Origin of the sequence: Helicobacter ailurogastricus, from assembly GCF_001282945.1 — a bacterium.
GTDB classification, from domain to species: domain Bacteria; phylum Campylobacterota; class Campylobacteria; order Campylobacterales; family Helicobacteraceae; genus Helicobacter; species Helicobacter ailurogastricus.
On the sequence record NZ_CDMG01000006.1, the window covers coordinates 1 to 13,430 of the forward strand.

The following is a 13,430-nucleotide window of genomic DNA, read 5'->3' on the forward strand; positions in this document are numbered from 1 at the left end:
GGATATTGTTGAGATTGACAAGAGATTGATCTACCGCGCTTACAATCGTGCTGGAGAGATGATTGACATGCTCTTGCATTTGGCTTGAGTGCTGGGCTAGGGTCTGCATTAATTGCAGATTGTCCTTTCTCTCTTGGTTGATTTTGGCGATGGATTCTAGGATGTATTTCACAATGGACGCGCTCTCTGTAATGTTTTTCTGAGTCCTCTCGGCCAAATTTCTCACTTCATCGGCCACCACCGCAAAGCCCCGTCCGTGCTCGCCCGCCCGCGCGGCTTCAATGGCTGCATTCAGGGCTAATAAATTGGTCTGATCGGCGATCTCCGTAATCGCGTCCAGCACGCTTTGGATGTTCTGTGCCTCTGTGGCTAAAGATTGCATTTTTGCAACATCTTCTTCTTCATTAGCCATGTTGCGTTGCACATGTTCATCGATCACGCAAACCGCCGTCTTGGTTTCAGACACACTTTTAAGCACGCCTTCTAAGAGCTCTCTAGTGGAGATGGATAGCGCCACGCTCTCATCTAAGATTTGGCGGCTGGAGCGGCTTAAATCCGTGTTGTTGTGGCTGATGCGCTCGATCTGCTTGGAATTTGAATCCAAATCCGTAGAAATAGCGCTTAAGGTTTTAGAAATCGTCGTGTTGTTTTGCACTTCCTTAAAGATTCTTTGTAAAGTGTCGCGTATGCATTCGATGAAGACATTCACCGCCCTAATCATCACGCCTATTTCGTCATGGGCAACAATGCTGATCTCGTTGGTAAAAGTTTTATTGTCCACGATGTGTCTAAGTGCCTTATTGACCTTGCGTAGCCGCCTAAAGATGCCACGCACCACCCAAAAAGACAACGCGCCGGTGATGAGAACAAGCAACAGCTCACAGCTGAGTAAAAACACAAAATAATGGCGTTCTTTAGTGATCTCCATCTCAATAAGCTTGGCGATGTGCGCGCTGATACCATCTTCTACTTGTTTAAGCAAATCGATTTTTTGAGTGATGGTGTTAAACCAAGCTGTGGGCTTAATGCCAAAATTCCCCACGAGGTATTTTCTGATCAGTGTTTGGCGCATCGCCTCGACATCTTTGAAACTCGAATCTTTAGAAACTTGGTGAAATAGCGCCACGCCCGGCGCGTCTCCAAAGGAGAGAAAATATTTGGTAAAAACTTCTTGTTGCGCCACTATGGAGATGAATTTAGAATAATTGGGATCCGCAGGCGCGTTTGCGATGAAGATTTGATTTGCTATGGCTCGCTCCAACCCGGACATTTCTTTTACATAAAGAAAACTGATATAACCCATCATAACATCGGTGATGTGGGAATTGGGAATCACTCTAATGGACTCTAAAACGGTGTTAAGGAATAAATCGATGGTCCTTGTGAAGTAGGCAACCGTGCTCTTGACGAGCGCTTTTTTATCCTGAGATTCCATAGCGCTGCGAATCTGAGGCAATTTATTTAAGGAATCCAGCCCTTTTTGCAAAATCTGCATGTATCCAGTGTCTGAACTTGAAGTCGAGATCAGAAAACTTTTGAGATTTTCTAGCTTGGTGTCTGTAAGTCGCCTCTGCGCTTGCAACTCTTTGGCAAATTGCGCCCCATTGCTAGAGAGGAAACCCGCGCTCATCCCGCGCTCTTTTTGCATCTCATGCACCAACAAGGACAAATACTTAGATACCTCTATTTGGCGTGCTAAATCCTTATTGCGCGCCAAGGTCTCATAGGTGCTGTCTAATTGCCAAAACACAAAAGACAACAAGGCGACCACCGGGATAGAGATGATCAATATAATTTTACTTTGTAGTTTCCAACCACTAAACAAGCGCAATGAGGACTCCTAACATAGGGGGCATTCTAAACTAAATAATTAAATAAAAAGAATCTCCCAAAATTTTGCTCACACACAGATCGGGCAATCAAGGGTAAAAGTCTGTATCAAGGCTAGAGAGTTGGCTTCGCCCATGCGAGATTGGCGCACACAGCCGTTAGAGTGCTAGACATTTTTAAAAAAGGCAGGATTTTAGCAACTCCAGCAGTGAGGGCAAAACTTAAAGAGATACCTTATTTCACTATGCCAAGTTTTAAAAGCAGGCTTATAAGAAAACTTAGCGCAAGCAACCCCATGGGTTGCTTTTCTAAAAGGCTTACCCCTTCCTCTTTTCCACAATTTCCTTAGCGATGTTAGCGGGCACTTCGCCGTAGTGGTCAAACTCCATAGAATAAGTGCCCCGTCCTTGCGTAGCAGAGCGCAGATCGGTGGAGTAGCCAAACATTTCCACCAAGGGCACAAACGCATTGACGATTTTAAGCCCCAATCTGTCGTCCATTGCGTTGATTTGCCCTCTGCGGCGGTTTAAATCCCCAATCACATCACCCATATACTCCTCGGGCACTTCCACTTCTACCTTCATCATGGGCTCTAAAAGCACAGGGTTAGCCGCACGGCATGCCTCTTTAAACGCCATAGAGCCGGCGATTTTAAAGGCCATCTCTGAAGAGTCCACCTCGTGGTAACTGCCATCATATAGGGTAACTTTACAATCCACGACCGGATAGCCGGCGAGCACCCCACTTTGCATCGCCTCTTGGATGCCCTTATCCACCGCCGGGATATACTCTTTGGGGATCACGCCCCCGCTGATTTCATTGACAAACTCATAGCCCGTGCCCGGATCTTTAGGCTCAAGCTTAATAAAGACATGCCCGTATTGCCCGCGCCCGCCGGATTGTTTGGCGTATTTATGTTCTTTTTGCACCGCACTTCTGATCGTTTCTCTAAAGGCAACTTGGGGTTGGCCCACTTCGGCTTCGACTTTAAACTCCCGTTTCAAGCGATCCACGATGATCTCAAGGTGCAATTCACCCATCCCGCCGATCAAGGTTTGCCCGGTTTCCTCTTGGGTCATCACCCTAAAGCTAGGGTCTTCTTCGGCCAGTTTTCCCAAAGCCACTCCCATTTTTTCTTGGTCGGCTTTGGTCTTGGGCTCTACGGCGATGTGGATTACTGGCTCAGGAAACTCCATGCGCTCTAAGATCACGGGGTTTTTCTCACTGCAAAGGGTGTCGCCGGTGAGGGTGTCTTTTAAGCCCACAAAGGCACAAATCTCGCCGGCATAGACCTCTTTAATGTCCTCTCGTTTATTGGAGTGCATTTTTAAGAGTCGCCCCACGCGCTCTTTTTTGTCTTTCGTGGAGTTGTAAATGTAGCTACCGGATTCTAAATTGCCCCGATACACCCGCACAAAGGTGAGTTGCCCCACGAAGGGGTCGGTCATGATCTTAAAGGCCAGCCCGGCAAACTCGCCCGCATCCCCGCTTTGCACATGGACCTCTTCCTCACTTTTAGGATCCACACCCTTAATGTCGGCAACTTCTGTGGGGGCGGGTAGGTAGTCGATCACGGCATCTAAGAGAGTTTGCACGCCTTTATTTTTAAAGGAAGAGCCACAGAGCATGGGGATTAAGGACATGTTCAAGCACCCGGTTTTAATGCCCTTTTTGATCTCTTCCTCGCTGAGTGCCTCGCCGGCTAGGTATTTTTCCATCAAGGCCTCGTCTTGTTCGGCGACTGCTTCTAAGAGTTTGTCGCGGTATTCTTGGGCTTTGGCTTGCAAGTCGCTAGGAATCTCTTGGACATCGTATTTTGCCCCCATCGCTTCGTTGTTCCACACAATGGCTTTCATGGCGACTAGGTCGATCACGCCAATAAAGGTGTCCTCTGCCCCAATGGGAATGTTGATGGGTACAGGGTTGGCTTTCAAGCGCTCTTTGATTTGGTTTTCGACATTGTAGAAGTTCGCCCCGATGCGATCCATTTTATTGACAAACACGATGCGGGGCACGCCGTATTTATTCGCCTGCCGCCACACGGTTTCGCTTTGGGGTTGCACCCCGCCCACAGAGCAGAACACGCCCACAGCTCCGTCTAAAACCCGCATAGAGCGCTCCACTTCGATCGTAAAGTCCACGTGTCCGGGGGTGTCGATCAAATTGATTTGGTGATCTTTCCAAAAGCAGGTGGTCGCCGCGGAGGTGATGGTGATCCCTCTTTCTTTCTCTTGCTCCATCCAGTCCATCGTGGCCGCGCCGTCATGCACCTCGCCGATTTTATGGCTCACGCCCGTGTAAAATAAAATCCGCTCGGAGGTCGTGGTTTTGCCCGCATCGATGTGGGCGGCGATGCCGATGTTTCTAATTTTTTCTAAAGGGGTTTTGCGTGCCATTTAGCAACTCCTACCAGCGGTAATGGGCGAAAGCTTTATTGGCTTCTGCCATTTTATGGATGTCTTCTTTCTTCTTAAACGCCGCCCCTTTGTCGCTAGACGCGTCCATCAGCTCGTTGGCGAGTTTATCCACCATCATGCGCTCGTTGCGTTTTCTAGTCGCCTCTAAAATCCAGCGGATGGAGAGGGATTGTTGCCTTGCGGGGCGCACCTCTACGGGGACTTGGTAAGTCGCCCCCCCCACACGGCGGGAGCGCACTTCCACCAAAGGTTTGACATTTTCTAGCGCCTTTTCAAAAACCTCAATGCCCTTTTCCCCGCTTTTTTCCTCGATTTTTTGTAAGGCAGCGTAAATGATCTTTTCTGCCACGCTGCGTTTGCCGTCATACATCATTTTATTGATGAATTTAGTGATGACCTTGCTGTTATAAACCGGATCGCCTAGAACTTCTCTAATGGGTGCTCTTTTTCTTCTCATCTCTTCCCTTTACTTTTTCTTCTTTTCAGCCCCGGCTGCTCCGGCTTTGGCTTTTTTCGCCCCGTATTTGCTACGAGAAACCGTGCGTTTATTCACACCCGCTGTGTCTAGCGCACCACGCACAATGTGGTATTTCACCCCGGGTAAGTCTTTCACCCGTCCGCCGCGCACAAGCACGATGGAGTGTTCTTGCAAGTTATGCCCCTCGCCGGGGATGTAGCTGATCACTTCAAATTTGCTCGTTAGGCGCACTTTGGCGACTTTTCTTAGAGCGGAGTTTGGTTTTTTGGGGGTGGTGGTGTAAACCCGGGTGCAAACGCCCCTTCTTTGGGGGCATTCAACTAGAGCGGGGGATTTGGTTTTTTTAAGGATCTTCTTCCTTTCCTTCCTAATGAGCTGATTGATGGTTGGCACTCTTGTCCTTTATCGTAATTTTTGCATGATAAAAGGGTTATTATAACACTAAAAATCTTTAATGCTTCTTAGCTACAAAAGCATTTTACGCGAGGTTGAGCTTGTAGATCAGATCTTGGTTGGCGTTGATGTGGGTTTTCACATCTTCAATCTGTCCTTGGATACGCTCCAAATCGCGCAAACTTTCTTGCGCCATTTGCTCCATTTCCTGCGATTGATCCTGCAACGCTGCCATGACCTTGCCAAGCGCGTCCAAGCTTGTGTTGTTCTCATTGGCCGAGTCCAAAACCGCCTTAGACGAGCCATCGATCTTCTTCACCGCCTCGTTCATAGAAGCGAATGTCACCCCAATCTCTTCTAATCTCTGTTGCACCCCATTGGCTAAATTGCCGACTTCATCGGCCACCACCGCAAAGCCTCGCCCATGCTGGCCGGCCCGGGCTGCCTCAATGGCCGCATTGAGAGCCAACAAATTTGTTTGGTAAGACACCCGATCAATTTTCTTTAATGCCTCGGACACCTCGTTGATGTTGCCATCGATGGTGCTCACGGTGAGCGATAGGCTGTTGGAAAGCTCTTTAAGCATTGCCATGGAGTTTTGCAATTTAAGAGCCTCTTCTTTTACGGCGTTGACATACTCGTTATTGGCCGTGGCTTTTGTGGCAATGTTCTTTAAGTAAATATTGTTCGCCCCCACAATTTGGTTATAGCCCTGGTATTGTTCCAGCAGAGCGTTTTTAATGGCGATGGTCTTTTGCAGGCGGTTGGCTTTGATTTGCTCGTAATAGGCTAGAGTGCCCCTGAAGTGGGTGAAAAACTCTTTAAAGGCCGTTGGTCTAGGTGCACCCTCGAAGATACACAGCGCCGTGAGGGTTTGGTTTTGGTGCAAATTATTAGACACCTCCCCAAAGGTGGAGAATCCGCTGATAGGGCAGGTGTCAAAGGCACTAAATTGTGCCAAATCTTGTGGGTTGTTTGCCCGGCGCAAAGTGCAGTCATTGGCCAAGATCGCCACTGCCTTACGCCCTTTAGAAAATTGCTCGTAGCCTTGCATGGTGTTCTTTATAAAATTTGTGGCCTTGACGAGATGCAAAGTTTCACCAAAATACAGATCACAAAAAAGTAAAATACTTTTATCGGGATTGAAGGTCCCCACGGAGCGGATGTAAAGTTGCTTATCCACTTCTACAGCGAAGGTGTAACCCTCTAGGCTTTTGGGTAGATTCTCTGGGGTGCAGTGAAAATGTGCGCAAAGCGCATCTACGGCACTCACCAGCTGGCCATCTATGAGAAAAGACTTGACGATGCGTAGCTCAGGGCTGCACTCCCCAATGAAAAATGAAGTTTGGGTTTTTTCAAAATTATGTGTGGTGAAGATGTCGTAATGATATCCGCGAGCCAGCTTGCAATACATCAACACCGCTTCTGTGGCACTCACCCTGCCATTGAAGGCCAACAACGATTCTTTGAAGTCCAGCTTACCCCCAGCACTCCCGCCCACTAAGTTAGTGAGGGGCACATCCGCGTTCACAAAGGCTTCTAAAAAGAAACTCTCGGAGGCAGTCAAACCCGGGAAGTAGCTTAAAATAAAAGTGTCTATGGGGTGGACGGGCATTTGGGGGCGCACCTGTCTTTCGATCAACTCTTTAAGTTTTTGCTTACGGCTGGGTAGGTCCATAGAAATTTGCCCTTTTTGCAAGTCTTCACAAAGGGTGTCTAGCATAAAACCCTCTACACTCTCAAACAAATCCGTACCCAACGCGTGTAGCAAAATGCGCTCGTGGCTCTGCAGGTTGTAAAAATCCGTGCTTGAGCCCCCAATTTGCCCGGCGGTTTGGATCGCAAGGCGTACGGGGATGTGGCTAAATTGATTCTCAAGGGTGCGCACAATGGTGTTAAAGTCCAACGAGGCGGGCACAAAGGCTAAGAGCAGAGCACCTTCTAGCTTGGCTTTAGACAAATCTGCAGGGGCTAGGGTGAATTGGGTGTTCTTGGGGCTTGCTTTTTGGGTTTTTTGGGCAGAAGTCCATTTAAAAAACATGAGCGGTGCTCCTAAAAAATTGCCTATTCTACCATGAAAGCCTTCAAAAAGTGTTATATGCACCCATAGGGGTTCAAAAGCCCATTTTTAGCCACAATTTGCTAAACTGGAAAAATGCGTATTGATAAATTTTTGAATGCCACAAACATCACAAAGAGGCGCGCTGTTGCGCTGGACATGCTAAATGAGGGCGTAGTCGCCTTAAATGGGCTCAGGGTCAAGCCGAGTAAAGAGGTCAAGGTGGGGGACATCATCGCCATCACCTATTTAGACAAAACCAAGCGTTACGAGGTGTTGGCGATCCCCACGCTAAAGACCATCCCCAAAGCCCAAAGCCACTTATACATCAAAAATTTGGATTAAACATGGACTACAAAGACACTTTGATTTTACCCACTACGACTTTCCCCATGCGCGCGAATTTAGGGCAAAACGCCCCCAAAGCTTACGCCAAATGGCAGGAGGAGAGCGTTTATGAGCGCATGCGGGCTAGACGCAAGGGGGCGCAAAGCTTTAATCTGCACGATGGACCGCCTTATGCTAACGGGCATTTGCATATCGGGCATGCCCTCAATAAAATCTTAAAAGATGTCGTGGTGAAGCACCGCTATTTTGCAGGCTACGCCATAGATTACACCCCCGGTTGGGATTGCCACGGCTTGCCCATCGAGCAACAAGTGGAAAAAGAGTTTAAGGATAAAAACCAAGTCTTGGAGTTTCGCAAGCGTTGCTATGAGCACGCTAGAAAATTCATAGACATACAAAAAGAGGAGTTTTTGCAATTGGGCGTGGTGGGCGATTACGACCACCCTTATGAAACCTTAGACCACGCCTTTGAGGCGAGCATTTATGACATGCTTTGCATCGTGGCACAAAAGGGCTTGCTCAAGCAGCGCTTTAAGCCCGTTTATTGGAGCTGGGCCTGCCAAAGCGCGCTGGCTGAGGCAGAGGTGGAATACCAAGACAAGCAATCCGACTCGATTTTTGTCGCCTTTAATTTAGCCCCCAAAAGTGCAGAGTTGCTCGCCAAAGAGGCGCATTTTAGCGTGGAGCACACGCCTCAAGATTTTTCTTTAGTGATTTGGACAACCACGCCTTGGACCCTGCCCGCCAATGTCGCCCTTGCCCTAAAACCTAAGACGACTTACGCCATCACTTCCAAAGGGCAAATTGCGGCTCTAGAACTTGCCCCTAAACTCTTAGAAAAGGGGATTTTAAAGGGTGAGATTGTGGGGAGTTTTGAAAGCGATCTTTTAGAAAAATACGAGGCAATCAACCCCTTAAATGGGCGCACTTCTTTAGTGGTGCTGGGCGAGCATGTGAGTTTAGAAGAGGGCAGCGGGGCGGTGCATACTGCCCCCGGACACGGGGAAGAGGACTATTATCTGTGTTTAAAATACGATTTAGAGGTTTTAGTGCCCGTGGATGACTTTGGGCGCTACAATGAGGAAATCTTGCATAAAAAACTCTTGCCCCAAGAGTTTTTAGGCACGCATGTGCTCAAGATCCAGCCCAAAATTTTAGAGTTGCTTAAGGACAATCTCTTACACCACAGCGTCATCACGCACTCTTACCCACATTGTTGGCGCACGCACGAGCCCATTTTATACCGCGCCACCACACAGTGGTTCATCTTAATGGATAAACCCTTTTTACAACCAGATGGGAGCACTAAAACCTTAAGAGAGGTCGCTCTAGAGGCGATTGAAAAGGTGCAATTTACCCCCCCACAGGGCAAAAACCGCCTCAAAGCGATGATCGAGCAACGCCCCGATTGGTGTGTATCGCGCCAAAGGAGCTGGGGCGTGCCGATGGCGTTCTTCTTAGACAAAGAGAGCCAAGAGCCTCTGCTAGAGCCCGCCATTTTAGAGCACATTAAAAGCATCTTTGCCAAAAAGGGGTGCAATGCGTGGTGGGAGGCTGAGGTTAGCGATTTATTGCCCGAAAACTTCAAGCACCTAGCTCCCAAATTAGAGAAAAATCCCCACATTTTAGATGTGTGGTTTGACAGCGGGAGCACCTTTAAGGCGGTGTGTGAGGAGCGCTTAAAGCTATGCCCTAGCGATGTCGTTTTAGAGGGCAGCGACCAACACCGAGGGTGGTTTCAAAGCTCTTTGCTCTTGGGCTGTATTGCCCACTCCAAAGCCCCCTTTAAAGGCGTTTTGACGCATGGCTTTACGGTCGATGAGAAGGGGCACAAGATGAGCAAATCTAAGGGCAATGTCATTTCTTTAGAACACATCTTAAAAACTTATGGCAGCGACATTTTGCGCCTGTGGGTGGTGCTGAATGACTACCAAAACGACCTAAGCGTCTCGCACGCTTTCTTTAACCAAACCGCTGAAAGCTATAAAAAAATCCGCAACACCTTGCGCTTTTTGCTCGCCAACATCGCCGATCTAAAACACCTAAGCCCCCTAAGCACAATCGATCAATGGATTTTAGCCCAAAGCGCACAAATATCTAGCCAAGTACAAGAGCATTTTACAGCGCACGACTTCGTCAAGGGCTTACAAAAGCTCTTAACCTTTATCGCTAATGAATTAAGCGGCATTTATTTAGACATTTGCAAGGACAGCTTGTATTGCGATGGCAAAGACAGCCCCAAAAGACGGGGGATACAAACCGCCATGTTGCACCTAGCGCACCAATTAAGTTTCACCTTAGCCCCCGTTTTAACCTACACCATTGAGGAAGTCTTTAGCCACGCTAGCCCCCTCTTTAAAGAAGTGGCGTTAAGTGGGGATGGTGTCTTTGACTTGAAGCAACCCACTTTGCACCCAAACGAGGCTTTGCTTGAAGAGTTTAAAACCCCCTTGCACCTACGCACCCTCTTTAGCGAAGCCCTAGATAGCCTTAAAAAAGACAAGCAGGTTAAAACTTCTTTGGAGCTAGAAATCCACTTAAAAGAGCCCGATGGCTTTAAGCATTACGCTGAGTGGCTGATGGTCTCTAGCGTGTGTGGGCCTAAAGAAAACGCCCTATTAGACACCCCCGCCTTTGCGCTTTATAAAGCCAGCGCGCACAAATGCCCCCGCTGTTGGCAATTCACTAGCCTCAAAGAGCTAGAGCCTTGCAAGCGTTGCGCTCAGGTGCTAGAAAATGCCCAACTATAACTTACACCATTTGGGGCAAAAGACCCCCTACATCGACAAATATGACCCCACACTGCTAGAGGCCTTTGCCAATCCACACCCTAACCTAGACATTTTTACCCGCCTAGTGAGCGCAGAATTCACGAGCCTATGCCCCATCACCGCCCAACCCGACTTTGCCACGATTTATATTAACTACATCGCCGGGGCTAAAATGGTTGAGAGCAAGTCTTTAAAACTCTATCTTTTCAGTTTCCGCAATGAGGGGATGTTTGGGGAGGATTGCGTGGGTAAGATTTTAAACGACCTAGTCGCCTTGCTTGAGCCTAAATACCTAGAAGTCCTCGCCAAATTCACCAAAAGGGGAAGCCTCGCCATCGAGCCTTTTACCAATTACGCCATCCCCGATTATGGGGATTTAAAACGCCAAAGGCTCATGAAATACTAATCTAACCCCCTTCAAACAAGCCTTAAGAAAGTCCCACTCAGGGAACACAAAAAAACCCATCACTTAAAGCTCTAGGGTAACGACAATGCTAAATCATAAAGAACACAAAATGCCTCAATATAGCACACATCAAGGCATAATGTCAATTTTAAGCCACAAAAGGCAATTGGGACATTATAACACGCTTTAAGCAAACCACGAGCAGTAAAACCCCCCAATCTAAGAATTTTTTTAAAAAACACATGCCCAAGCCCCTCCATGCCACAGCCCCCAACTTGCTAACGACTTGCGTTAAATGCTTTTAACCCTTGTTTTAATCTTTCTCTTGGCTAGACTACAACCCTACAAAACAAAAAAGGAGCAATATGCTAAGAGCCATTCTAACACGGCTAACAACCACCAAGCCCGTAACCAAAAAGGGCAGAACCGAAGCAGGCACATTAGGACAACTCGAGGTCTTTGGGTGTTGTTGCTTAGGGGCAACTGATAGCCTATGTCAATCGCGCCTAAGTCTGCCCTATAGTAAGCCCCGGAAACTTGTCCGTGCTTTTTCTTGGCGATGAGCTCTAGGGCCTCTAACCCCTTATCTCTGAACTCTGTAAAGTCGTGCCCAAAATGCTTATAGCCCTTGAGCTCTTTAAAAAGTTGCTCTTTAGTCAAAGGCGTGGTGCTTAGGGGCTTTGTAGCTAAAAGGCTTAAATCTTGGTAAGTTTCGTCCTCTGCCTTTTTTAACTCTTCAGGGCTTAGGCTCTTTAGGTAGTTTTTCCCCTGTGCTGTGGTTTGCTTTTTAAGGGGGGTTGTGGTAGAGTCGCTTTCACTGCTAGGCATACGGCCTTCAAGATCAAGGCTTGGAGTCGTGTTAGGGCGTTGGCTGTGGGCTAGCAAAACCTTTTCATTCAATGCCCCCTTTAGCTTCCACATATCAAAAAACCTTAACTTGTCTTGCCCTATTAAAGCCTCTTCAATCACCACCGCATGCCCGTTGATCTGCTTGCCATAGACAATGCGCCCATTATCTTGCACACTTTTAAAGTCGGGGTTTTTGATGTATTCTTGGTAGTGGGCGATGTCCTCTAGCGTGATCGCAATTTGCCCCCGTCTAGCCTCTTTAGCCTCATCGCCGTGTTCACTTAAAGCGTGGAGCACTTGGTGCGCGTCAATCTCTCGAACTAAATCCCTTATTCCCTTAAACTTAAAGGCCTTGGCTAGCTCTTGCGCCTCTATGGGGTCAATTTTAGAAACCCTTAAGCGTTGCTTGTGATTGGCATTGGCTTTTGGGCTTAAATCCCATCCCTCAATATGGCTTTTGATCTCCTGTGGGCTTAAGTCCTGAGTCCGCTGTGTGATGGCTTTAAGCGGGGTTGTGGTATCTTTAGCTTGGTTGGGTAAGAGAACATCATCCGCTTTAGGCTCTGACACCGACTTACCCGTAAAACCCACATCGTCTCCCGTCTGTGGGTTCCCCAAATTGTCAAATCTGCCCTTACTTCTCCTATCTCTAAAGCTTGTCAATACAAACTTATTATCCCCCCTCTTTCCAAGAACGATCATGTCTGTAGTCGTTACAAGCTCGATTTTATCCTCTATTTCACGATAAAATCTAGCCTCTTGTAAGATTCTAGGCAAGTTGTGGATAAATTCTAAAGCCTGTGGCTCCCCGTGCTGTGCTGTCCTTCTCTCTAGGATATGGGCTAGCCCTTTTTTAGAGTCTCCCCACACTAAATCAATATACCCCAAATCCTGCCGATAAAACGCCCCGGACACTTGTCCGCGTTTCTCCTCTAAGAGTTTCTTAACCGCCTCTGCGCCTTTACCTGCATATTCGGCGAAGTTCTCGCCAAAGGCAGGGTTGGCTTCGATTTTAAGCGGGGTTGTGGTAGAGTCGGCTTTAGCGGTTTGTATGTTTCCACTATCACCAGATAAGCTAGAATTTTCACTTAATGCGGAGTCGGGGCGGTTATACGCGGTATCTACCTCTGAAGAAAAGAGTTTTGAATTTGACTTTTCTAAAGAGTCTTGGGTGTCGTTTCCTAGTGTGGGCGACTTTCTCACCAATACAGACTTTTCGGAGTTTTGGGCGTTGAAAGATTTAACAGCGTATGAGGTGAGGTCGCTTATATCTAAATCCAAATCTTGAGCGATTTGCTGGCTTTGTTTTTTTAAGGCGACAACTTCCTCGTAGCTGAGTTTGGCTAGAGCCTGTGGGTCTCTTGTAATATGATAAATGGGGTCTAGTTCTTTCTTTATGCCCCAACTCTTAGAAGTGTGTAGCTGAATTTCACTTGCCACGCCGTTATAATTGAATTGGATATGTAGCCCCTTGTATTTGCTGCTTCTGTGGTGAAACTCGATAACGGGGTTTATGCCCTCTGCTCTTAAGGTGTCCTCAATCGCCATTAATTGGGCGTTTAATTGTGCTCGATTCTCCACCTTAAAGGCCGCCCTTAAGAAGTCGCTAATCGCCCCAATATCCCCCTGCTTACTCTTTAGCTTACGCTCTAAGCTCTCCACCCCTTTAAGCAAATTATCCGCTTCTAACTCGTGTTGCCCGGGTATGCTCTCTAGCAACCCCCTAAACCCCCCTTCTTGCGCCTGTGCTTTTGTGTAAAGTTCGTGGGCGATGGCTTTAAAGTCTGTGCCTGTGTCCTCTATGTTGCCTTTAGGGCTAGTGTCCCCCTCCCCTTCCCCCTTAGTCGTGTCTGTGCTGGGGTTTTGGGGCTCATTGCCC

Annotated in this window: 9 protein-coding genes; 3 read left to right on the top strand and 6 right to left on the bottom strand. The window is 47.8% G+C overall.

The window, feature by feature from the left end; all coding sequences use genetic code 11:
• From HAL07_RS04650 to HAL07_RS04675, 5 genes are all read right to left on the bottom strand, one after another.
• Nucleotides 1-1,831 (bottom strand): methyl-accepting chemotaxis protein (locus tag HAL07_RS04650; RefSeq protein ID WP_238374489.1); only part of this gene is annotated, 1,831 nt, incomplete at its 3' end.
• Between the two features lie 316 nt (nucleotides 1,832-2,147).
• The gene (gene fusA / locus HAL07_RS04655) at nucleotides 2,148-4,226 is read right to left on the bottom strand and encodes an elongation factor G (RefSeq protein WP_053945301.1); all 2,079 of its coding nucleotides are present in this window, start codon (nucleotides 4,224-4,226) and stop codon (nucleotides 2,148-2,150) included.
• A gap of 10 nt (nucleotides 4,227-4,236) precedes the next feature.
• Nucleotides 4,237-4,704, bottom strand: a complete 468-nt coding sequence (gene rpsG / locus HAL07_RS04660; RefSeq protein ID WP_053828666.1) for a 30S ribosomal protein S7 — start codon at nucleotides 4,702-4,704, stop codon at nucleotides 4,237-4,239.
• Nucleotides 4,705-4,713: 9 nt separating this feature from the next.
• On the bottom strand, nucleotides 4,714-5,118 hold the full coding sequence (gene rpsL / locus HAL07_RS04665) for a 30S ribosomal protein S12 (RefSeq protein WP_053828667.1): 405 nt from the start codon (nucleotides 5,116-5,118) through the stop codon (nucleotides 4,714-4,716).
• 85 nt (nucleotides 5,119-5,203) lie between these two features.
• Nucleotides 5,204-7,159 (bottom strand): methyl-accepting chemotaxis protein, encoded by a 1,956-nt coding sequence (locus tag HAL07_RS04675; RefSeq protein ID WP_053945302.1) that lies wholly within the window; start codon nucleotides 7,157-7,159, stop codon nucleotides 5,204-5,206.
• Nucleotides 7,160-7,273: 114 nt separating this feature from the next.
• On the opposite strand from HAL07_RS04675, the gene HAL07_RS04680 reads away from it, so the two are divergent.
• The 3 genes from HAL07_RS04680 to queF are packed head-to-tail and all read left to right on the top strand — an operon-like array spanning nucleotide 7,274 to nucleotide 10,702.
• Nucleotides 7,274-7,522 (top strand): RNA-binding S4 domain-containing protein, encoded by a 249-nt coding sequence (locus HAL07_RS04680; protein WP_053945303.1) that lies wholly within the window; start codon nucleotides 7,274-7,276, stop codon nucleotides 7,520-7,522.
• 2 nt (nucleotides 7,523-7,524) lie between these two features.
• The gene (gene ileS / locus HAL07_RS04685; RefSeq protein WP_053945304.1) at nucleotides 7,525-10,275 is read left to right on the top strand and encodes an isoleucine--tRNA ligase; all 2,751 of its coding nucleotides are present in this window, start codon (nucleotides 7,525-7,527) and stop codon (nucleotides 10,273-10,275) included.
• Nucleotides 10,262-10,702: a preQ(1) synthase gene (gene queF / locus HAL07_RS04690; protein ID WP_197271610.1), complete on the top strand. Its 441-nt coding sequence runs from the start codon at nucleotides 10,262-10,264 to the stop codon at nucleotides 10,700-10,702. The genes ileS and queF overlap by 14 nt, the downstream gene beginning before the upstream one ends.
• A gap of 342 nt (nucleotides 10,703-11,044) precedes the next feature.
• On the opposite strand, the gene HAL07_RS04695 is transcribed toward queF, so the two are convergent.
• On the bottom strand, nucleotides 11,045-13,430 hold a 2,386-nt coding region (locus HAL07_RS04695; RefSeq protein ID WP_503089849.1), incomplete at its 5' end, for a PBECR3 domain-containing polyvalent protein.

Excerpts from the sequence above, each read along its gene's own strand:
- fusA (WP_053945301.1), bottom strand. The coding sequence starts at position 4,226 with ATGGCACGCAAAACCCCTTTAGAAAAAATTAGAAACATCGGCATCGCC.
- rpsG (WP_053828666.1), bottom strand. The coding sequence starts at position 4,704 with ATGAGAAGAAAAAGAGCACCCATTAGAGAAGTTCTAGGCGATCCGGTT.
- HAL07_RS04675 (WP_053945302.1), bottom strand. The coding sequence starts at position 7,159 with ATGTTTTTTAAATGGACTTCTGCCCAAAAAACCCAAAAAGCAAGCCCC.
- HAL07_RS04680 (WP_053945303.1), top strand. The coding sequence starts at position 7,274 with ATGCGTATTGATAAATTTTTGAATGCCACAAACATCACAAAGAGGCGC.
- ileS (WP_053945304.1), top strand. The coding sequence starts at position 7,525 with ATGGACTACAAAGACACTTTGATTTTACCCACTACGACTTTCCCCATG.
- queF (WP_197271610.1), top strand. The coding sequence starts at position 10,262 with ATGCCCAACTATAACTTACACCATTTGGGGCAAAAGACCCCCTACATC.